This window comes from Streptomyces bikiniensis, from assembly GCF_000716625.1.
Taxonomy (GTDB): Bacteria; Actinomycetota; Actinomycetes; order Streptomycetales; family Streptomycetaceae; genus Streptomyces; species Streptomyces bikiniensis.
The window spans coordinates 1-20,810 of the sequence record NZ_JNXJ01000018.1 but is presented as its reverse complement, the minus strand read 5'-3'; the positions used below and the strand labels follow the sequence as shown (position 1 = coordinate 20,810).

19 protein-coding genes are annotated in these 20,810 nt (G+C 74.2%); 15 read left to right on the top strand and 4 right to left on the bottom strand.

What is annotated here, in order from left to right; all coding sequences use genetic code 11:
• Positions 1-75 precede the first annotated feature (75 nt).
• From OO47_RS16345 to OO47_RS33995, 3 genes are all read left to right on the top strand, one after another.
• On the top strand, positions 76-4,068 hold the full coding sequence (locus OO47_RS16345; RefSeq protein ID WP_158708661.1) for a hypothetical protein: 3,993 nt from the start codon (positions 76-78) through the stop codon (positions 4,066-4,068).
• A gap of 116 nt (positions 4,069-4,184) precedes the next feature.
• Complete coding sequence (locus OO47_RS16340) at positions 4,185-4,745, top strand: S1 RNA-binding domain-containing protein (protein ID WP_234323199.1); 561 nt, start codon at positions 4,185-4,187, stop codon at positions 4,743-4,745.
• Between the two features lie 20 nt (positions 4,746-4,765).
• A complete protein-coding gene (locus OO47_RS33995) occupies positions 4,766-5,071 on the top strand; it encodes a hypothetical protein (protein WP_051736393.1) in 306 nt (101 codons plus the stop codon).
• A gap of 69 nt (positions 5,072-5,140) precedes the next feature.
• Here the strand turns inward: OO47_RS33995 and OO47_RS38765 are convergent, their stop codons facing one another.
• The gene (locus tag OO47_RS38765; protein WP_030211757.1) at positions 5,141-5,470 is read right to left on the bottom strand and encodes a membrane dipeptidase; all 330 of its coding nucleotides are present in this window, start codon (positions 5,468-5,470) and stop codon (positions 5,141-5,143) included.
• Positions 5,471-5,599: 129 nt separating this feature from the next.
• Here OO47_RS38765 and OO47_RS35045 point away from each other — a divergent pair, with 129 nt between their 5' ends.
• The gene (locus OO47_RS35045) at positions 5,600-6,430 is read left to right on the top strand and encodes a hypothetical protein (protein WP_234323198.1); all 831 of its coding nucleotides are present in this window, start codon (positions 5,600-5,602) and stop codon (positions 6,428-6,430) included.
• A gap of 52 nt (positions 6,431-6,482) precedes the next feature.
• Here OO47_RS35045 and OO47_RS16320 read toward each other — a convergent pair whose 3' ends face one another.
• Complete coding sequence (locus OO47_RS16320; protein ID WP_030211752.1) at positions 6,483-7,121, bottom strand: nucleoside/nucleotide kinase family protein; 639 nt, start codon at positions 7,119-7,121, stop codon at positions 6,483-6,485.
• Between the two features lie 67 nt (positions 7,122-7,188).
• Between OO47_RS16320 and OO47_RS16315 the strand changes: the two genes are divergently transcribed.
• The 3 genes from OO47_RS16315 (at position 7,189) to fusA (ending at position 11,740) form a co-directional block, all read left to right on the top strand.
• On the top strand, positions 7,189-7,623 hold the full coding sequence (locus OO47_RS16315) for a VOC family protein (RefSeq protein WP_030211750.1): 435 nt from the start codon (positions 7,189-7,191) through the stop codon (positions 7,621-7,623).
• Positions 7,624-7,973: 350 nt separating this feature from the next.
• Complete coding sequence (locus OO47_RS16310) at positions 7,974-9,353, top strand: outer membrane protein assembly factor BamB family protein (RefSeq protein WP_030211748.1); 1,380 nt, start codon at positions 7,974-7,976, stop codon at positions 9,351-9,353.
• A gap of 380 nt (positions 9,354-9,733) precedes the next feature.
• Positions 9,734-11,740 (top strand): elongation factor G, encoded by a 2,007-nt coding sequence (fusA, locus tag OO47_RS16305; protein WP_030211746.1) that lies wholly within the window; start codon positions 9,734-9,736, stop codon positions 11,738-11,740.
• Here fusA and OO47_RS16300 read toward each other — a convergent pair.
• Positions 11,700-12,167 carry an ATP-binding protein gene (locus OO47_RS16300; RefSeq protein WP_030211744.1) on the bottom strand — a complete coding sequence of 156 codons (468 nt, stop codon included), beginning with the start codon at positions 12,165-12,167 and terminating at the stop codon, positions 11,700-11,702. The two genes, fusA and OO47_RS16300, sit on opposite strands and share 41 nt — an antisense overlap.
• A gap of 106 nt (positions 12,168-12,273) precedes the next feature.
• Between OO47_RS16300 and OO47_RS16295 the strand changes: the two genes are divergently transcribed.
• From OO47_RS16295 to OO47_RS16280, 4 genes are all read left to right on the top strand, one after another.
• Positions 12,274-13,176: a helix-turn-helix domain-containing protein gene (locus OO47_RS16295; protein WP_030211741.1), complete on the top strand. Its 903-nt coding sequence runs from the start codon at positions 12,274-12,276 to the stop codon at positions 13,174-13,176.
• Positions 13,173-13,412: a DUF397 domain-containing protein gene (locus tag OO47_RS16290; protein ID WP_030211740.1), complete on the top strand. Its 240-nt coding sequence runs from the start codon at positions 13,173-13,175 to the stop codon at positions 13,410-13,412. The genes OO47_RS16295 and OO47_RS16290 overlap by 4 nt, the downstream gene beginning before the upstream one ends.
• An 11-nt stretch (positions 13,413-13,423) precedes the next feature.
• Positions 13,424-14,209 (top strand): SDR family NAD(P)-dependent oxidoreductase, encoded by a 786-nt coding sequence (locus OO47_RS16285; protein ID WP_030211738.1) that lies wholly within the window; start codon positions 13,424-13,426, stop codon positions 14,207-14,209.
• Between the two features lie 88 nt (positions 14,210-14,297).
• Positions 14,298-14,855: a hypothetical protein gene (locus OO47_RS16280; protein WP_030211736.1), complete on the top strand. Its 558-nt coding sequence runs from the start codon at positions 14,298-14,300 to the stop codon at positions 14,853-14,855.
• Between the two features lie 59 nt (positions 14,856-14,914).
• Here the strand turns inward: OO47_RS16280 and OO47_RS16275 are convergent, their stop codons facing one another.
• Entirely contained in the window at positions 14,915-15,838 is a 924-nt protein-coding gene (locus OO47_RS16275; RefSeq protein ID WP_030211734.1) for an NAD(P)-dependent oxidoreductase, read from the bottom strand.
• Positions 15,839-15,963: 125 nt separating this feature from the next.
• On the opposite strand from OO47_RS16275, the gene OO47_RS16270 reads away from it, so the two are divergent.
• The 4 genes from OO47_RS16270 (at position 15,964) to OO47_RS16255 (ending at position 20,773) form a co-directional block, all read left to right on the top strand.
• Positions 15,964-16,320: a winged helix-turn-helix transcriptional regulator gene (locus tag OO47_RS16270; protein WP_030211731.1), complete on the top strand. Its 357-nt coding sequence runs from the start codon at positions 15,964-15,966 to the stop codon at positions 16,318-16,320.
• A 207-nt stretch (positions 16,321-16,527) separates the two neighbouring features.
• Positions 16,528-16,926 carry a hypothetical protein gene (locus tag OO47_RS16265; RefSeq protein ID WP_030211729.1) on the top strand — a complete coding sequence of 133 codons (399 nt, stop codon included), beginning with the start codon at positions 16,528-16,530 and terminating at the stop codon, positions 16,924-16,926.
• 242 nt (positions 16,927-17,168) lie between these two features.
• Positions 17,169-19,382, top strand: coding sequence for a hypothetical protein (locus OO47_RS16260; RefSeq protein WP_030211723.1), 2,214 nt, complete (start codon positions 17,169-17,171; stop codon positions 19,380-19,382).
• 110 nt (positions 19,383-19,492) lie between these two features.
• Complete coding sequence (locus OO47_RS16255; protein ID WP_030211721.1) at positions 19,493-20,773, top strand: SPFH domain-containing protein; 1,281 nt, start codon at positions 19,493-19,495, stop codon at positions 20,771-20,773.
• The last annotated feature ends 37 nt before the right edge of the window (positions 20,774-20,810 follow it).

Sequence of the window (20,810 nt, the reverse complement as noted above, 5' to 3'; positions counted from 1 at the left end):
CCGGGTGCTCCGGACCGTACACCGGGCCGGAGCACCCGTTCTTCTTCATCCATTCAGAAGGAAAGGGACGCTCCCATGAGGGGGAAACTCCGGCCAGGTGCCGGAAGACGGGCCGAGACCGGGGGACGACAGGCCGGATGGCTGCGGGCAGCCGCCAAGGCCGTCTCGGCGGTGGTGGCCGCGGCGGTGCTGGGCGGGTTGACCACCCCGGCCCAGGCCGCGGCACCCGAGGCACCGGTGGTCGCACCGTCGACCGCCGCGCTGCTCGCGTCGGCGCTACGGGCGGAGGCGGACGCCCCGGCGCCCGGCGCGCCCATGACCTCACTGGCCCGGCTCAGTGCCGACGCCGACCGGCAACTGGTCGAGGACTACGCGGAGTTCGACGAGGAAGAGGAGGTACGCGAGGTCGCCAGGAAGGCGCTGGAGAGCACCGACCCCAACGCGATCCGCGACTTCCTGGAGCGCGGCGAGGCCGAGGCCCGCAAGCGGGCGCAGGACAAGCGCAACGCCGCCGATGTCGAGAACCGCAAGAAGATCGAGGCGCTGCGCGGCACCGGCGGGCCGTACTTCAACGCCGAGGTCGAGCGGGTCCTGAAGGGCACCGCCCGGGACCGCGCGGACTTCCTCGCCTTCGGCGCGGAGATCGCCCGGCAGCGGGACAAGACCACCGAGGAGAACGAGCGCAAGCGGGCCCAGGAGCTCCGCAAGCGGGTCGAGATGCTGGCCGTCAGCGGCGGCCCCGAGGTGCAGCGGGCGGCCAGGATCGCCCTCGCCACCGGTGACGACAAGGCCATCGCGGAGTTCCTGGACAAGGGCTACCAGGTCGCCGCGCAAAAGGACGCCGACGAGCGGGCCGCCCGGGAGAAGGAGCAGAAGGAGGCCCTGGAGGCGGCGGAGCGGCTGCGCAAGCTGGCCGACGACACCGCCCGCGCCGCCCAGGCCCGTACCAAGCTGATCGCAGTGCACGGGGACGCCGTACGGGCGCTGAAGAACGCCTCCAACGCGATGAGCCTGGCGGCCGCCGCCTCCCGTGACGCGGACCGGATGCTTTCCGCGGACAAGGCGGGCAAGCGGCTGTCGGACTACACCGAGGTGAAAAAGGACGCCGCCCGGCAGGTCGGCTTCGCCGACACCGCCGCCAAGCAGGCGCAGGTGGCCGCCGGGCAGGCCAAGGTGCAGGCCGACATCCTGGTGGAGACCGGACTGACCTACGGGATCCAGTGGTCCCAGGTCGCCATCGGCATCGCCGCCGCGGCCGACGCCGCCCACCGTGCCGCGCAGACCGCCCGGCACGCCATCGACGCCACCGCCGCCGACGCGGCCGGGCTCAACGCCGCCAACAAGGCCGAGCTGCACGCCAAGCAGGCCGAGGCCTGGCGCACCAACGCCCAGGAGCACGCCAAGGCCGCCGCCGCCATGGCCCGGCAGGCCGAGGCCCAGGCGAAGATCGCCGCCGACGCCGCCGCCAAGGGCCGCCAGGCCCGGATCGCGGCGGAGCAGGCCGAGAAGGACGCCTGGGCACACGCCCAGAAGACCCGCGACGCCCGGGTGGTGGCCCAGAACCAGGCGAAGATCGCCGCCGAGCAGCGGGGCGTCGCCGAGCGCGAGCGGGAGCTGGCCGCCGCGGCCCGCGTCCGGGCGGAACAGCAGCAGGCCGCCGCGGCCGAGGCCCGTACCCGGGCCGACGCCGAGGCCCGTACAGCCTCCACCAAGCGGGCTGAGGCCCAGCAGGCCGCGACCAAGGCCTCCGAGGCCCGGGGCCGGGCCGCCACCCAAGAGGGCATCGCCGCCACGGCCGACGAGAAGGCCCGGGGCGAGGAGACCAAGGCCCGCAAGGCCCGGGAAGCCGCCGCGGCCGCCGAGCGGGAGAACAACGCCCAGCAGGCCCGGCTGCGGGCCACCGAGGCGGTGGAGGCGGCCACCCGGGGCACCGAGGGCTCCGAGGCCGCCCGGGCCGCCGCGGACGCCGCGCGCGCCGACGCCGCGACCGCCAAGCAGGCGGCCGGCTCGGCCCGCTCGGCGGCGAACGCGGCCACCGACGCGGCCTTCCGCTCGCGCTCCGCGGCCATCGAGGCGGCCGGCGCCGCGGCCCGGGCCCGGGCCGCCGCCACCGAGGCCACCGCGCACGCCTCCCGCGCCAACGCCGCAGCCGGCAAGGCCGAAGCGGCCGCCTCCATGGCGAACGCCGCGGCGAACAAGGCCCGTTCGGAGGCCGCCGCCACCCACTCGGCCGCACTGCGCGCCCACTCCAAGGCCGCCGAGGCCACCGCACAGGAGGGCCGGGCCGGAATGGCCGCCCATGAGGCCGTGCGCCTCGCCGGGCTCGCCGCCATCCGCGCCAACCAGTCCCTCCAGGCGGCCCACCGCACCCGGGACGAGGCGGACGGCGCCACCCGCGAGGCCGCGATGGCCCAGCTCCAGGCCGCCGTCGCCGTCCAGGCATCCGCGTCCGCCCGCTCCACCGCCGCCGGCATCGCCGACCCGGCCAACACCGCCATCGCGCTGACCGCCCCGTTCTCCGGCACCGACGTCGGCGCCGACCTGGCGGCCGAGGTGGCCAAGGCCGCGATCGCGACCGGCCAGGCGGAGGTCGCCAAGGCCGAGGCCCGAGCCGCGGAGGCGGTCAAGGCCGCCGACGCCGCCAAGGCCACCGCCGACCGGGCCAACGCCCAGGTGGCGCCCGCCTTCAAGGCCGCGGCGGACGCCGCCCGATCCTCCGCGGACGCGGCCCGCTCCTCGGCCGCCGCGCTGAAGTCCGCAGCCCAGGCCGCCGAGGACGGCGCCAGGGCACGCTCCGCCGCCGCCCGCGCGGACCAGGCCGACGCCCAGGCCAGAGCGGACGCCGCCCTCGCCCGGCAGGCCGCCGAACAGGCCTTCGCCGACGCCACCGCGGCCCGTACCACCGCCACCCAGGCGGAGGTCGAAGCCGAGCGCGCCCGCGGTGCCGCCACCCGGGCGGAGAAGGAGGCCGACGCCGCGAGCAGCGCCGCCGCCCTGGCCGGGCGCGAGGCCGCCACGGCCCAGAGCGCGGCCACCCAGGCGGAGCAGGACGCCGCCGACGCCGGCAGGCTCGCCGAATCCGCCGAGGCCCACGCCAAGTCGGCCGAGGAGGCGGCGAAGAACGCCGACGCCCACGCGGAGGAGGCCGAGAAGGCCGCCGAACGCGCCGAGGAGGCCGCGCGTGAGCTGGAACGCAAGGCCCGTGAGAACGCCGCCAGGTCCGAGGCCCAGCCGAGCGGCGACCCGCTGTCCCAGGCGGAGCAGGAGGCGCTCCGGCAGGCCGGCATCACGCCGGAGCAGCTGGCGGAGATCCGCGAGCTGGCCGGGCAGAACCTGATCGACTATCTGCTGGAGAACGGCGGCGAGATCCTCGTCGAACTCTTCCTGCAGGACATCAAGGACTGCATCGACGACCCGGACATCCCCACCTGCCTGTGGGCGATCATCAGCAGCATTCCGGTGGGCAAGCTGGTCAAGGTGGCGAGCAAGCTGCCGCGGATCACCAAGGCGATCGCCGGCATCGGCACGTTCCTCGACAAGTCCGCGGCAGCCAAGAAGCGCCTCAAGCAGGCCGAGGAGATCATCGAGAAGGTCAGGAAGAAGGTCCCCGACTGCCTCGGCAAGAAAAAGAAGAAGCCCGGTCCCAAGGGGTTCGCACCCCGCTCCGCCGCGGCGAAGGCGGACGATGACGACGAGTGCCTCACCGCCGAGACGGTCGTCTACCGCTCTCCGGCCACCGGGAAGCGCGCCAGTGAGGAGCGCGGCCTCAACCCGGCCAACCACGGCGGCAGCTACCCCACGGCCTACTATGCCAACCTGCCGGAGGGAGCCGCTCAGTACGCGGGGAACGGCCACGACTACGGGTTCCACCGCTATGTGATGAAGCCCGGATTCCGCGCCGCCTTCGGTGACCTGGAGTACCCGCTGGAGAACAAGAACAACTTCCCCGGCCTGACCGAATGGCGCATCCCCACCAGCCGGGCGGCCGAGTTCAACTCGTACATCGACCACAGCAGGACGGAGTGGTGGGACTCCGCGGCAGGGGAGTACTACCCGCCCGGTCGCTGACCCCGTCCGGACCGGGAAGGGGGAGCGGCGGCATGGTTCGCCGCTCCCCTTCGGCCCGCCCTGGCCCGCAGGAACCTCCGGCGGGACCACAGAACCCTGATGAGAGGCTGGATCGCGTGATCGGACCGACCGAGACCCCCGAGCTATGGGAGTTCCTGCACTCGCTGCGCACGGACGACGTCCTGTCCGGCACGATCGCCGCGATCGAGTCGTCCGGCGTGTTCGTGACGCTGGACGAGGGCCCCGAGCACCCGGAGTTCCCCGGCGTCGGGTTCATCACCCTGCCCGAACTCTCCTGGCGTTCCTTCGAAGACGCCTCCGAGATCGTGCACGTCGGGCAGCGTGTCTCCTGCCTGTTCCTCCAGGCGGACACGACGAACGGCGAGGCCCGGCTGTCGCTGCGCACCGGGCCGGACCCCTTCCGGGCTTTCGCCGACCGCACCGCCGTAGGGCAGAAACTGCGGGGACGGGTCACCAAGGTGCTGCCCTTCGGGATCATCGTGGAGGTGGCGGACGGGATCCATGGCGTGGTCCACCGCAGCGAACTCCTCCCGCCTGACGTGGACCCCTCCGAGGACGCCTTCCCACCCGGTACCGTCCTCACCGTGGTGGTCACCGCGGTCGACCGGCTGCGCCGGACCGTGAGCCTCTCGCAGCGCCAGGCCCAGGCCGGCTGAGGACGGACGGCGAGGTGCCGATGCCGAAAGCCGGTGACGCCCTGGGCGGCTCCCGTACCGTCCCGCCCTCGATCCTCCACCAGGAGGACGACGTCCGCGTGGTCGCGGCACGCCCCTGGGGGCTGGACGTAGTGCTCCCGGACGGCACTGCCGGGCTGATCGACAACGCCAAGGACCCGAACTGGCCGGACGGTGACCAGGAGGCGGCCGTGGGCACGGTGATCCGCGCCGTCGTCCTGGACGACGAGCGCGACCCCGTCCGGATGAGCGCCCTGGACAGTGACCGGGCCATCGCCCGCTCCATCCGGGAGGCCGCGGAGGGTTAGGCGGCAGAGGTCGAGGGCCGCACCGCCCGGCGGGATCCGGGGGTGCGGCCCTCGCCGTACGCGGGTGGGCTACGGGGCCTTGGTCTCCCGTACCACTCTCGCCGCGTTGCCCCAGTTCAGCGCCGCGATATCGGCCTCCGACCAGTCGCGGTGCAGCAGCTCCGCGATGAGGTCGGGGTAGCAGGAGGCGCCCTCCAGACCGATGGTGTGCGGGGTGTCGACGGTGGTGCCGTAGGAACCGGCGTGGACGGCGCCCTGCTCGAAGAGGGCGGCGGCGTCCCCGTCCGGCCGCTCGGCGGCCAGCCCGGCCACGCGGGCCCGGAAGCCGGCGGGCTCGTACGCGTCGATGCGCTCCCAGAGCGCGGCGATCCGGCGCTCCCGGTCCTGGTCGTCGGTCATGACGGCACCCTAGGGGCCGCGGCGGAGGCCGGGCGTGCGGGAGCAACCGGGCCGGGGCCCGGCGGCGTTCCGCCTCCTCTCCCGGGAAATACGATGGCTCCGGGGCCCGGGGACGGCGAGACTGCACCGGTGAACCCTCCACCGCCGCCCGGCCCGCTCCATCCTCCGGCCCTGGATCCGCGCGTCCGCGGCCTCGTTCCCGACCACGCGGGCATGGACGCCCTCGTGGCGGGCCTGGTCCTGCCCGGTCGCGCGTCGATGTACGTCATGAGCGCGCTGGAGACGTCCCGCGAGCTGATCCGGCACTCCTCCTACCGGTACGAGTTCGCCACCGTCGCCGTCGCGCACTCCCTGTTCGCCCTGGAGCGCGTCCTCGCCGAACGTCTGGCCGCCGACGAACCGCTCCGGGACCTGATCGAGCGGGCCGCCGACACGGGGCTCGTCCCGGCCGGAATCGCCGCCGAGCTGGACCGGGCCCGGCGGTTGCGCGACGGACTCGCGCGGGGCGCCGTGACGAGTGCCGCCCTCGGGCCGACCGGGGCCGCGGCCATGGTGCGTGCCGTCTTCGACGCCGTTCACCTGCTGCTCCGTCCACCGTCCGGAGCGTCCGCGACGGCCCTGGCGGAAGCGGCGGCCGCCGACACGGACGGGGTGCGGCAGGAAGGCCGGCTCGCCCGGTTGTGGGAGGAACACCGGCGCGCGCCGTACCCCGACGGTTTCCGCGGGGTCGACATCGAGGGCGTGGAGCTGACCCTCTTGGACGCGGACGTCGGCGGCCTCGTCCTGCGGGAGCTGGACGGCGGTCTCGACGGCGACGGTGTCGCCACCCTGTGGACGTGCATCGCCGACCTCGACAAGGCGGTGCCCCTGATCGACTCGGCGTACTGCGCTTCCTACTTCACGCGCCTCCGGACGATGGCCGGGCTCGTGGCGGCGGGCCATCTCCCCGCCGCGAGCTGACGCCGCGGCGTCGAAGGCCTCGAAGACCTCGGAGGCCCCGGGGACGGACGGACTAACCCGCCGGTACGACGAGGTGGGCGCGTTCCCGGCCCCGGGCGACCAGGCGGGCGTTGGCCTCGTCGGAGGTGTGGACCCAGTGTTCGGCGCGGGCGCGGTCCTTGCCGAAGCGGATGTGGCGGTCGATCAGGCGGGGGACGCGGAGCCGGGTGTCCAGGTCGAGGTACCAGGCCTCGTCGAGGAGGGGCAGGACCCCGGCCCAGGCGCCCTCGTCGTGCAGGAGGTAGTTGCCCTCGGTGACGACGAGCGGGACGTCGGGGCCGACGGGGACCGCCCCGGCGACCGGCTCCTCCAGGGAGCGCTCGAAGGAGGGGGCGTAGACGGTGGTGCCGGGCTCGGGGGCGCGCAGCCGGGCGAGGAGCGCGGCGTACCCGGCGGCGTCGAAGGTGTCGGGGGCGCCCTTCCTGTCCGCCCGGCCGAGGCGTGCCAGCTCGGCCCGCGCGAGGTGGAAGCCGTCCATCGGGACGAGGACGGCGAGCCCGCCGAGGCGGTCGACGAGCCGGGCGGCGAGCGTGGACTTCCCGGCGCCGGGCGGCCCGGCGATCCCCAGGATCCGGCGTCGCGCCCCTCGGGGCCCGGGCTCCGCCAGGGCCCGCGCGCGGGCCGCGAGGCGCTCGAATTGTTGCGTGTCCATGTCGGACATGGTCGCAGCGGGCGTGGCGATTGACGCGGGTAGACCCATACGTATTACTTTTGGCTCCATGCCGTCCATCGCACTCGTGACCCTCGTCGTCCGCGACTACGACGAGGCCATCGCCTTCTACACCGACGCCCTCGGGTTCGACCTCGTCGAGGACACCGACCGGGGCGACGGCACCCGCTGGGTCGTCGTGCGGCCGCGCGGTGCCGCCGGGGTCGGCGGTCTGGGGAACGCGGGCCTGCTCCTCGCCCGCGCCAAGAACGGGGCCGAGGAGGCCGCGATCGGCAACCAGACCGGCGGCCGGGTCGGCTTCTTCCTCCACACCGAGGACTTCGCCCGCGACCACGCCCGCATGACGGCGGCGGGCGTGACGTTCCTGGAGGAGCCGCGCCACGAGCCGTACGGCTCGGTCGCCGTCTTCGAGGACCTGTACGGCAACCGCTGGGACCTCCTCCAGCCGGCGGACGCGTCCGGCTCCGTACCGAGCCCCGCCTAGGGCCTGTCCGGCGGATCAGGGTCGGGTGGGCCGCGGCGTCTGGTGCGGTGCCTCGCAAGGCGCCGGAGCATCTCGATAGCGGAGCTATCGGGATGTTTCGGCAACGCGGCGAGGTGCCGTGCCAGGCGTCGCGGCCCCGGCCATGATCCGCCGGACAGGCCCTAGGGGGGCGTCCGGGGTGACCGGGCCGACGCCGAAGGCCGGATCGGCCGGAGCACGGTCGGCGTCGTCCCGACGGCTCCGCTCGTCACCCCGACCACCGGAACGCGTCGATCGTCTACCCTGACCGCCGTCGGAGCCGGGGGGCTTCACAGGGGCCCGGGCGACCGGGGAAGACGAGGGGGCCGGGGATGGAAACGACGGACGTACGGGCGGAGAACGCGGCGGGGCCGGGCGTCCGGCCCGGCCGGGGCCGGCGGACCGGCTGCCTGGCGGTCGTGATCATGGCCGTGCTCGCGCTGGTCGGCGGCCTCGTCTCCGGCGTCCTGATGATCACCGGGAACATGCCCGGCGACTCGATGGACACCGTCTGGGAGGCGCCGGCCGACTCGGCGGCTGCCGAGCACGGCAACGGCAGCTGGGTGGTCGGCGACGTCCTGGTGCGCAGCCGCTTCGACGCGGTCACCGGTTACGGCGCGCGGACCGGGAAGCAGCACTGGGAGTACGTGCCGCCGGGCCGGTCCGAGATCTGCTCCACGTCCGACCCCGCCGACTCGGTGCTGCTCCTGGTGCACGGGGAGAACGTCACCGGCACCCAGGGCGAAGGCTGCGCCGACGTCACCGCGCTCGACCTGAGGACCGGGAAGGAGCTGTGGAGCGGATCCCGCAAGGCCTCCGCCAAGGCCACCGCCGGCAGCCCCGTGAACGGCGCGGTGGCCGCGGGCGGCGGACTCGCCGTCGTCCTCGACACGTGGACGGACGGGGAGGGCGAGGTGGTCGCCGACGGCCGGAGGGCGATCCGCGCCGTCGATCTGCGAACCGGCGGACGCCGCTGGACGGCCACCGTTCCGGAGGACTGCCGGCCGTCCGACGTCGGGGCCTCGGAGCGCAGGGTCGTCGCGGTCCTCCACTGCGGGAAGGAGGACCGGACGGAGCTGACGGCCGCCGTCCTCGACCCGGCGACCGGCGCGCTGCTCCACAACGAGCCGCTGGACGCGCGCCGCCCGGTCGCCCCCTCCCAGGGTCGGACGGCGCTCGTGTCCGTCGACCCGCTGGTGGTGTCCGTGCGTCCCCCGTACGACGTCGGGTCCGGCACCGGCACCTTCTTCGTCTTCGGCGCGGACGGTCGGCGCACGTCCCGGATCGAGAGCTCCGGCGAGCACGGGAAGATCGTCGCCGACAAGCCCTCCAAGGTGGCCGTCGACGGCGAACGCCTCTACGCGGTCGCCGAGTTCGGCAGTTCCTCCACCAGCTCCCGGGCCGTCGCCGTCGACCTCGCGACCGGCCGCCTCGTCTGGCAGGCGAACCCCGGTCGGGGCAAGGCCGTGGCGCTCACCGTCCACGACGGCAAGGTCACCGTCCTGCAGCAGGACCGGGGCAGCTTCACCGAACAGCTGTACGTCCTGGACGGCGCCACCGGCGAGGAGCTGGACGACCGCACCTTCTCCGTCGACGTCGACCGGGAGGACGGCTGGCTGGGCGGCTTCTTCGACCGCGACGGCCTGCTGATCGTCTCCCGCTACGACACCAAGGGACCGGGCCGGCCGTTCGTCGTGTACGAACGCTGGTGAGCGAGACGGGGCGGCGGGGCAGGGGGCCGGGCGACGGGAACGGCCTCCCGGCACCGCGGTCCCGGCCCGCGTAAAACCGTTGTCGCACGGCCCGTCCGGCTCCCTACACTCACCTCCCGGCGGCACCGCTCGGTGACGCCGACAGACGTTCGTGCATCCGTCCGAGGGGAGAAGACCGTGCGCAGCCACGCCGCCGTCGCCGTGTCCTCCTCCCGTGCCCGGTACGACGTGATCCTCGCCTCCTCGGCCGAGCGGTGGCGGCTGCGCGCCCGCCATCGCCGCCCGTGACGACCCCGTACGCCTCCCGCAACCCGTAGGCGTCCGCCGTCCGGGAATCGCGCTGCCCGTTCCACCACCGCAGCAGCGAAAGGCACGAGACCGTGCGCACCCCTGAGACCACCGCCGTCCGCAACCTCGGCATCCTGGCCCACGTCGACGCCGGCAAGACCACCGTCACCGAGCGGGTCCTGTACCTGACCGGGGCCGTCCACAAGCGGGGCGAGGTCCACGACGGCACCACCGTGACCGACTTCGACCCGCAGGAGCGCGACCGGGGCATCACGATCTTCGCGGCGGCGGTCAGCTGCGACTGGGCCGGTCACCGGATCAACCTGATCGACACGCCCGGCCACGTCGACTTCTCCGACGAGGTCGAGCGCTCGCTGCGCGTCCTCGACGGCGCGGTGGCCGTCTTCGACGCCGTCGCGGGCGTCGAGCCGCAGAGCGAGACGGTGTGGCGGCAGGCCGACCGGCACGGCGTCCCGCGCCTCGCGTTCGTCAACAAGCTGGACCGGGCGGGCGCGGACCTCGACTCCGCCGTGGAGTCCATCCGCGACCGGCTCGGGGCCGTACCGCTCCCCGTCCAGCTCCCCATCGGGCGCGAGGACGGCTTCACCGGCGTCGTGGACCTGCTCCGGATGCGGGCGCACGTGTGGGCCGACGGCGACGGCGCGTACGCCGAGCTTCCCGTCCCGGACGACCTCATGGACGAGGCCCGGCAGCGTCGGCGCCGCCTGGAGGAGGCCGTGGCGGAGCTGCACCCCGGCGCCTTCGAGGAGTTCCTCACCCACGAGGAGCTGGCCGGGGCCACCCTGCGGGGCGCGCTCCGCGACCTCACCCTCTCCGGGGAGGCCGTGGTCGTGCTCTGCGGCTCGGCCTACCGCAACCGGGGCATCGAGCCCCTGCTCGACGCCGTCGTCGCGTACCTCCCGGCCCCGTCCGACATGCCGCCCGTACGCGGCGAGGTCCCGGCGGACCCCGGGGCTCCGTTCACCGCGCTCGCCTTCAAGGTGAACGCCACGGCCACCGGCCGCATGACCTACGTCCGCGTCTACGCGGGCACGATCGGGAAGGGGGACACCGTGCTGGACGCCGTCGGCGGACGCACCGAGCGGATCGCCCGCATCCTGCGCGTGCAGGCGGACCGGGCCACGGAGGTCGATTCGGCGCGCGCCGGTGACATCGTCGCCGTCGTCGGCCCGAAGTCCGTCCGCGCCGGAGCCACCCTGTGCGACCCGGCCGCGCCGGTCGTCCTCGAACCCCCGACGACCGCCGACCCGGTCGTCTCGGTCGCCGTCGAGGCCCGCCGCAGCACGGACACCGGCCGCCTGGCCACGGCCCTCGCCCGCCTCTCCGAGGAGGACCCCTCGCTCGTCGTCCGGTCCGACCCGGAGACCAGCCAGACCGTCCTGTCCGGCCTGGGCGAACTGCACCTGGAGGTCGCGGTGGAGAAGCTGCGCCGCGACCGGGGCCTGGAGGTCGCGGTCGGACGCCCCCAGGTCGCGTACCGCGAGACGGTGGCGAAGGGCGTCACCGGCCTGCTCCACCGCCACGTCAAACAGGACGGCGGCGCGGGCCAGTTCGCCCACGTCGTCATCGACCTCGAACCGATGGAGGGAGACGAGGAGTTCGTGTTCCGCTCCACCGTCACGGGCGGTCGCGTCCCGCAGGAGTACGTCCGCGCGGTCGAGGCCGGCTGCCGGGACGCCCTCCTGGAGGGCCCGATCGGCGGCCACCCGGTGACCGGCGTCCGGGTCACCCTCACGGACGGCGCCACGCACCCGAAGGACTCCTCGGAGATGGCGTTCCGCACGGCGGGTCGCTTCGCCCTCCGCGAGGCGCTGCGGGCCAGTGCCATGACCCTCCTGGAGCCGGTGGCCGACGTGACCGTCACCGTCCCCGCCGAGTCCGTCGGCGCGGTCCTCGGCGACCTCGCGGCCCGCCGGGGCCGGGTCACGGACCAGACGACCCGGGGCGGTACGGCGGTGGTGACGGCGACGGTGCCGCTGGCCGAGCTGTTCGGCTACGCGTCCCGCCTGCGCGGCCGCACCCAGGGCCGGGGCACCTTCACCACCCGCCCGGCCGGGTACGAGCCGGCCCGGGGCTGAGGTCGAGCTCGGCCCGTACGGTCTTACCGACCGGTACGCGGTCGAGCACGGCCCACCGCGAGGCCAGCGCCTCGACGAGCAGTAGACCGCGCCCGCCCTCGTCCAGCGACCCCTGCTCGGCGGGGACGGGCCGCCGCTCGCCCCGGGTGTCGGAGACGTCGATCCGGAGCACCCGCCCGGGTGCGTACGAGAGCGTCAGCTCGCAGTCGCGCCCGGGCACCCGGCCGTGGGTGACGGCGTTCGCGGCGAGTTCCGCGACGAGCAGGGCGGCGGTCTCGGAGGTCTCGGAGTCGTACGGGACGCCCCAGCGGTCCAGCTGGAGCACGGCGAGGCGGCGGGCGAGACGGGCGCCGCGCGGGGTCGAGCTGAAACGCTGCGCGAACACACGTACGGTGACGGGCACTTCGCGGGTCACGGGGGAGGTCATGGGGCCAATGTGGCGTCGTGCGGGGCGGGTTGCCAGCTCAGAAACCCGTACGCTGCGACAGCGTACGGGTTCACACTCTGGACCGTATCGGTCACCATCCGTGACGATGGACCTGTTCCAGACGAGTGCACGGGTGCGGGAGGTGGCCGGGGTGACGGACGGGGTTCCGGGAGACGCGGCGGGTGGAGTCCAAGGACGGGGCGAACCCGAGACGTCGGACAGCTTGAGGACGTTCGGGGAAGTGGTCAAGGCCTTCCGCAAACGGGCTGGTCTCACCCAGGAGGCCTTCGCACCGACGGTGGGGTACTCGCTGCCGACGATCGCCTCCATCGAACAGGGACGCCGATTCCCGCCTCCCGGCTTCGTGGACCAGGCGGAGGTGGTGCTCGATGCGTTCGGGGCGATCAAGGGCGCGGCGAAGCACCTGAGCCGCAAGCCGGGCCTCGCGAGCTGGTTCCGACCGTGGGCCAAGCTGGAGGCGGACGCGGTGTCCCTGTACACGTACGAGAACCGGCTGGTGCCTGGGCTGCTCCAGACACCGGCGTACGCGAACATCCTGTTCAACGAACAGATCCCGGCGCTTGGCGAGGACCAGATCAAGGCGCAGATGGCGGCCCGGATCGAGCGGAAGAAGTTACTGACGGACCGCCCGGACACGACGTACAGCTTCATCGTGGAGGAGCACGTCCTGCGCCGTAGGACGGGCGGGGCGGAGGTCATGCGCGAGCAGATCGACCACATCCTCGACCTCTGCGAGCGGCGCAATGTCGAGTTCCAGATCATGCCGCAGGCACAGGAACATCACGCGGGACTCGGTGGACCCATGCAACTCCTGGAAACTCCTGAGAACAGGTGGTACGCGTACTGCGAAGGACAGCGCATCGCCCAGCTCATCGCCGACCGCAAAGAGGTCAGCATCCTGCACAAGCGGTATGCCAGGATGCGGTCACAGGCTCTGTCCTTCGAGGAGTCCGTGAGCCTGCTGCGGGAGATCCGAGGAGCACTATGAGCACCACAGACCTTGCCTGGTTCAAGAGCAGCTACAGCAGCAGCGGCAGCGGCGACTGCGTGGAAGTCGCCCTCGCCTGGCACAAGTCGAGCTACAGCAGCAGCGGTGACGGCGACTGCGTGGAGGTCGCCTCCTGCCCCTCCACCGTCCACGTCCGTGACTCCAAGAACGTCACCGGTCCGCAGCTCGCGCTCTCCCCCGCCGCCTGGACCGCGTTCCTGACCCGGCTGAGCTGAAGGGCGCCACCATGAGCACGACCCCGGCCGACTACCTCTCCGGCCTCTTCTCCCTCGACGGGCGCACCGCCCTCGTCACGGGAGGCAGTTCCGGTATCGGCCGGGCCATCGCCGGGGCCCTGGCGCGGGCCGGGGCGAAGGTGGTCGTGCTCGCGCGCAAGGAGGCCGACCTCGTCGCGACCGCGGACGAGCTGACGGCCGACGGCTGCCGGGCGGCCTGGGTGAGCGCGGACCTGAGCACCCGGGAGGGGATCAGGTCCGGGGCCGAGGAGGCGGCGGCCGTGTTCGGGGAGCCGGACATCCTGGTGAACTCGGCCGGCGTCAACCTGCGGCCGCCGCTGGGCGAGCTGGGCGAGGACGTCTGGGACACGACGATGACCGTGAACCTGGAGGCGCCCTTCCTGCTCGGCCAGCGGTTCGGCCCGGGGATGGCCGAGCGCGGCTTCGGGCGGATCATCCACGTGACCTCGCAGCAGGCGCACCGCGCGTTCGTGCAGAGCGGGGCGTACGGGGTGTCCAAGGGCGGCCTTGAGTCGCTGGCCCGTTCGCAGGCGGAGGCGTGGTCCGCGTACGGGGTCACGGCCAACACGCTCGTGCCCGGGGTCGTCCTGACCCCGCTCAACGAGCGGCTGGCCTCCGACCCGGAGAAGGTCGCCGCGCTGGCCGCCCGCACGATGGTCGGCCGCAACGGGCTCGCGGAGGACTTCGCGGGCGCGGCCGTCTTCCTGGCGAGCGCGGCCTCCGCGTACGTCACCGGGCACTCGCTCTTCGTGGACGGCGGTCTCTCCGTCCACTGAGCGGGCTTCGTCCTCGGCCGTCGGGCATGATCTGCGGAACGGGACGGCACGGGAGCGCGCTTCCGGAACACCTACGGGGGACACGGTCATGGAGTGGGGAACGCTGGTCGCCACGCTGGGCGGCGGTCTGATCGCGATAGCGGGCACGGTGCTCGCCGACCGCCTGCGCACCGGACAGGAGCAGCGACGGGGGCTTCGGGAACGTCGCCGGGAGGTCTACACGGAGTTCATCGCGGCGGCGGGCGCGGCCCACACCGAGCTGCGGCGGCTCGCCCAGAACGGCGGTGGGGACGGCCTGGAGGAGGCGAGCCGTTCGGCGCTGACGGACGCGCGGGTCTACGAGGTGCGCGAGCGCCTCTTCCTCGACGGCAGTGCCGGGATCGCGGGGGCGGGCCAGACCATGTTCGAACACCTCCGCGCCCTGCGGAGGGCGGTCGCCGGGGGCGCCGGAATCTCGGACCCGGCCTTCCACGACGTCTATCACCCCTATCTGGAAGCCGTCTGGGCCTACCGCGAGGCCGTCCGCGACGAGTTGGAAGGCCCCGCCCTCACCCCGGCCGACTTCGGCTGGTCCGCGTGGGACGGCCGCGAGCGCTGCCCGCACTGTGCGGGGCGCGGGGCGGACGCGGCGGTCGGTTCGCACTGACCCGGCCCCGAGGTCGTTCGGAGCCCGCACCTGGCCCCGGCCGTCGGTCCGACAGGAACTCAGTTCGAAGGCGCCCCCTGGGCCGGTCGCCTGATGCTCTCGTAGATGCGGGCGAAGCCCTCCGTCCCGTGGCCCGCCTCGATCTGTCGCCGGATCAGGTCCTGCACCATGGCGATCGGCCCGGTGCCGACGCCCTGCGCGGAGGCGGCGGCCAGGATGTCGCCGAGGTCGGAGAACTCCAGGCTCTGCTGCCCCTCCACGGTGTAGTCGCCGCCGTCGATGACCGCCGCGTACTCCTGGAAGGCCCCGGTCATCGCGGTCAGCCAGGGCGCGGCCCTGGAGGCGAAATCGCTCGCCGTGACCCCGGCCGGCGCGACCATGGCGGCGCCCTGCACGAACCCGGCGAACATGACGTACATGCCCGCGAGCAGGGCGAGGTCGTACAGGGACGCGAGGCCGGCGTCCTCGCCGAAGTAGGCGCTGGTCCCCCACAGGTCGAGCAGCGGCTCGTACCGGCGGAAGGCGTCGGCCGATCCGCTGTAGAGGACCGAGGAGCCGGGCCCGCCGATCATCTGCGGTACGGCCATGATGCCGCCGTCCAGGTACGTGATCCCGGCCCGTCCGGCCCAGGCCGCCAGCTCGCGCGACTGCTCGGGGGAGGTCGTGGTCACGTTGACCAGGGTCCGCCCGGCCAGGTCGCCGGCGAGCGGGTCGAGCACCTCGTGGACCGACGCGTGGTCGAAGAGGCAGACGACCACCAGGTCTCCGGACCGGACCGCGTCGCCGGCCGTGGCGGCGGCCCGCGCGCCGAGGGCGACGAGCCCCTCCGCCTTCTCCGGCGACCGGTTCCAGACCGTCGTCTCGTGTCCGGCCTTCACCAGGGCGGTCGCGAGCGCGCCGCCCATCGCTCCCAGTCCGAGCACGCTCACCCGGATGCCGTCGGTGTCGGTGCTGTTGCTGTTGTCGTTGCCTTCGGGCGTCATTTTCGGGGTTTCCTCTCGTGCTTCCGCGTTCGTCCTCGATCCTCTTCGTCGCCGGTAGGGTTGACCAGTACGGACTAATTAGTGGGGTACTCACCCTCGGGTAAGTACGGTTCGAGGGAGGGCTGATGGCGGCATCGGCACGGCGCGGTCCCTACTTCTGCGGGATCGACGCGGCGATGGACGTGGTCTCCGGGAAGTGGAAGCCGCTGATCCTCTGGGAGCTGCACGACCACGGGATCCGCCGGTTCGCCGAGCTGCGGCGCGGTCTGCCGGGCGTCAGCGAGAAGATGCTGGTCCAGCACCTGCGGGAGATGGAGGAGGACGGGCTCGTGCGCCGCGAGGTGTACCCCGAGGTGCCGCCGAAGGTGGAGTACTCCCTGACGGAGCACGGTGTCTCGCTCAACGCCGCCCTGACCTCGCTGGGAGAGTGGGGCACCGAGCGGATGCGGCGGATCGGCGCCGAGAAGGTCTCCGTCGGCTGAGGCCGCGTGTCCCCTCCCTCTCCCCCACCCCTTCCCCCTCACCGTCGTCGCCGTCGCCGTCGCCGTCGCCGTACGGAACCGGCCACAAGGAGCTTGCTTTCCTGCCGGGTTGACGGTTTTCGGTCATTGTTCGCCGAACCCCTGGCATCACGCGCTGTGACCACTTGAATGTCCTCACGTGTGTGCGGAGAACAATCGGGGGAGCACATGGATCCACTCACCGCCATCGCGGCGGCGGGCGTCGCGCTCGTCGTCAAGGGTGCCCTGGAGGCCACCGGCCAGGAGGCCGGGCGCAGCGGCTGGACCGGCGGGGCCCGGCTCGTCGCCCGGATCAGGGAGCGGTTCCGCGGGGACGCGGACGCCGAGGCCGCGCTGGAGCGCGTGGCCGACGCGCCGGACGACGAGGCCCGGCAGCAGGACCTGGAACGGATGCTCGCGGCGCACATGCTGCGGGACCGGCAGTTCGAGGACGACGTCCGGCGGATGGTCGACGAGGCGGTCGCGGCCGGCGGTCGCGGGGGCCCGCAGGTCAGTGCGGCCCTGATCAAGAACGCCCAGGTCTTCAACGAGAAGGTCGAGATCAAGGGCGACTGGAACGTCTCGTAGCGGCGCCCTCGCGGCGTCCTTTCACGTCGTTCCCTCGTGCCGTTCCTTCGTGCCGTTCCTTCGTTCCGTTCCTTCGTTCCGTTCCTTCGTTCCGTTCTTTCGTTCCGTTCCTTCGTGTCGAGGACCCCGTTCCCCGTCCGGAAGGGGGTCCCTTCGCGGCCCCTTCCCGCCCCGTAGTGCCGTAAGGAGAAGGGCCGCCGTCGCGCCGCCCTTCGTCGTCCCACCCCGGAAGACCGTGTGCCATGAGCGAGGAAGCCACCGCGGAGCCGCCGTCCCCCTCCGACGCCCCCACGGGCGCGCCGACCGGCGCGCCGGAGGGCGAGCGGCCGGGCGGGGCGGAGCAGGACGGCCCCGTCAGCGAGTCCGACGCGCTGCGCTCCCTCCAGGAGGGCGCCGCGGCCGAGGACGCCGAGCGGTCCGAGGCGCTGAAGGCCGGCGCCATCGCGGACCTCATCGCGCAGCGCCTCAACGCCGACGCGTCCGGCACCCGGATCGGGACGCTCGCGCTCTTCAACGACACCGTCAGCTTCGGCGGCGGCTTCCACAGCGGCGGGTCGGGCCGTCCGTCCCGCCGTGACGGCGGCTCCGTACTGCCGCTCACCGGAACCGAACTGGCCGACCACACCGAGCTGTTCGTGGAGCCCGAGGGGTACGGCTCCGCGCTCGCCCTCCTCCGCGAGCGGCACCTCCTCGTCCTGACCGGCCCCTCCGGCAGCGGGCGCGAGGCCGCCGGGGTCAACCTGCTCGCCGAGGCGCTGGTGCTGGGCGGCGCCGAGGGCGGCGGGATCTGCCACCGGCTCCTCGACCCCGCCGCGGTCCTCGCGCCCGGCTGGGAACCGCCCGTCGAGAACAGCGGCTACCTGGCCCTCGTCGAGGACGGCCCCACCGGAGCGCGGGGCTTCGAGGCGCTTCCCCGGCACCTGCACGCCGTCGTCGCCGCCCTGCGCGCCCGGGGCTGCCGCCTCGTCCTCACCGGCGGCCAGGACCTCGCCGTCGCCGTGCGGGGCGACGGCGGCGAGACGGTCGCCACGCACGCCCTGACGCCCGTCGACCCCCTGGCCGTCCTCGAACGGCGGGTCCTCGGCCACGGCGGCAGTCCGGAGGAGCGCGCCGCGCTCCGCGCCCGGCTCACCGCGGGCGGGGTCGTCGCCGCCCTGCGGGAGATGCCCGCCGCCCGGCACGCGGTCCGGCTGGCCGCCGACATCGCCGCCGGCCGGGACGTGGCGGCCGCCGCGGCCGCGCTGCGCGACCCCAGCGAGCAGGTGCGGACCTGGTTCGACCGGCACCGGAACCCGGAGGCGGTGGCGTTCGCGCTCGCCGCCGCCGTCCTGGAGGACAGCGGTTACCTCACCGTCGCCGAGGCCGCCGTGAAGCTCCGGTCCGCCCTCACCGCGCCCGAACCCGCCCCGCCGGACGTGCGGTTCAGGGACCGGCTCGGCGACGAACAGCAGTGGATCCGCCTCGACCCCGACGCCCTCGGACAGCCCCGGGTGCGCTTCCGCAACCCGATGCTCGGGCAGGTCGTCCTCGTCTACGCCTGGACGGGCCTCGACGGCTGGCGCGAACCGCTGATCGCCTGGCTGCGCCGGCTCCTCGACCACGGCGACCTGGAGGTGCGCGCCCGGGCCGCCGTCGCCGCCGGGGTGCTCGTCTGGGTGGACCACCACTACGCGGTGCACCGCTTCGTCACCGCCTGGGCCGCCGGGGAGTCCTGGCCGCTGCGCCAGGCCGCCGCGACCGCGCTCGGCGTGGCGGGCAGCCGCGCCGACTCGGCCGAAGCCGTATGGGAGCTGCTGCACGGCTGGGCGCGCGGCGGAAGCTCCGCGCGGCAGCGGCGCCTGGCGGGGACCGCCGCCAACACGGCGGGCGGGCTCCTCGGCCGCGCCGCCCCCGGGCGGGCCGTGGCCGTGCTGCGCGACGCCCTGGACCGGGACGACGACTGGGGCACCCTGCCCTCCGTGGCCTGGGGCGGCGTCCACCTCCTCCACCAGGGGCAGGCCGGTCCGCTCCTCGACGCGTATCTGGAGTGGTCCGAGCCGCAGGACCTCTCCCCCATGGTCGTGAAGTCCCTCTCCGCCTTCCTCTTCGCGGCCTCCCGGCCGTACGAGGCGACGGCCGGGGGCCCGGCGGACGGCGTCCCGGGGGTGCCGCTGCTGCTCAGCGCCCTGCCCGCGCACCACAGGGCCGTCGGGGAGCTGTGGGCGCGGGCCCTCGCCCGCCGCCCGATGCAGGACACCGCGCTCCTCGCGCTGCGCGACTGGATCGACGTGTACGCCGACCGGGGCGGCCCCGGCACCCTCGACGCCCTCGGCGACCTGCTCCGGGACGTCGCCCGCAGACCGGGCTCGCACCACGAACGGCTGGTGTGGTGGCTGGACAAGTGGGCGCACGACCGCGAGCGGCCGTCCCGCAACGCGGCCCGGCTGCACCGGCGCCTGACCGGCCGTACGACCTGAACCGCCCGCCCCCGGGCGGGTCGGACCGGTCCGACCGCCCCGGTCCACCCACCGGCCCGCGACCGGGGCGTCCGGGACGACAGAAGCATTCGAGAAGGGAGGAGGAGCCCGTGGAACAGCAGACCTACGACCCCGTGCTGTCCAGCGAGACACTGCCCAAGTGGCGGCTCACCAAACCGGTGCGGCCGCCCGGGCCGGGCCGCGCGCTCGTCCTGGTCCGGGACGGCGGTCCGTCCCTCACCGTCCGGAGCGGGGAGGAGATCCCGTCCCCGCGCTTCGGCACGTACACCGGGGTGTTCACCGTCGACATGACCGAGCACCGGCTCGTCCTCGACATCCCGCTGCTCAGCCGCGACCCCGTCTTCTCCTTCCGCAGCCGGGTCGACCTGGTGTGCCGGGTCGCCGACCCGGCCCAGGTCGTGGCGCGCGGGATCCGGGACATGAGCGGGGCGCTCTTCGGCTACCTGCGCAAGACGCTCCGCGAGACGGCCCGGGACCACGACATCGCCGAGTTCCACGAGGCGGAGCGGGCGCTGAACGCGACGGTGGCCGGGTTCACCGGCGACGACGCGATCCGGCTGCGGAACATCCAGGTCGAACTCCTCGTCGACGAGGACGAGATCCTGGCCGGCGGGCGCGAGTTCCGCGACGTCGTACGGGAGACCCGGCTCTCGGGCATGCGGCGCGGACGCCACCTCGACATGATCCGCGAGGAGGGCGTCGACGGCCTGATCGCCGAGATCATGGAGAGGGAGGGTCCCCGGGCCGCGCTCACCTGGATCGAGAAGAACGAGGCCGAGAAGAACGCGGTCCGGCGCGAGATCATGCGCCTGGTCCTGGAGCGCGGCGACGCGGACCGGGAGCCCTTCGAACAGGCCGAGCTGGAGCGCACCGTCCTGGAGGAGGTCCTGCGCGGGGGCGACGGCGGGCTCTTCGACGGCGCGGCCCGGCGCGGACGCCTGCGCGGCTCGCTGGCCCGTACCGAGGACTCCTTCCCGGCCCTCGGGTCGGCGCCGGACGCCGAGGAGCCCCGCGAACCGCTGCGCGGCAGGGTCTCCGGGAGTCCGCGCACGGACCGGGACCGCTCCGGCGTGCGGGGCCCCGGGCCGGCGCCGCGCGCCGCCGGGCGCTCCGGGCCGCCCGAGGACGAGCCGCTGCCGGACGCCGGTGCGGGCCCACGCCCGGGCGCGGCGGCGGGACCGGGAAAGGCGGCGGAACCGGGAACGGCGGGACCGGGGGCAGCGGCGGGACCGGGAGCGGCGGCCCCCGCGACCTCCGGGGGACCGTCCGGGGCGCCGCCCGCCGACCGGCCGGCGCCCCGGGTGAGCAGGGTGCGGGGCACCGTCAAGCGGGACGCCCCCCGACCCGGATCCGACAGGGAGCGCCGATGACGGACCAGGAACACAGGGCACGGCACTCCGCCCCGCC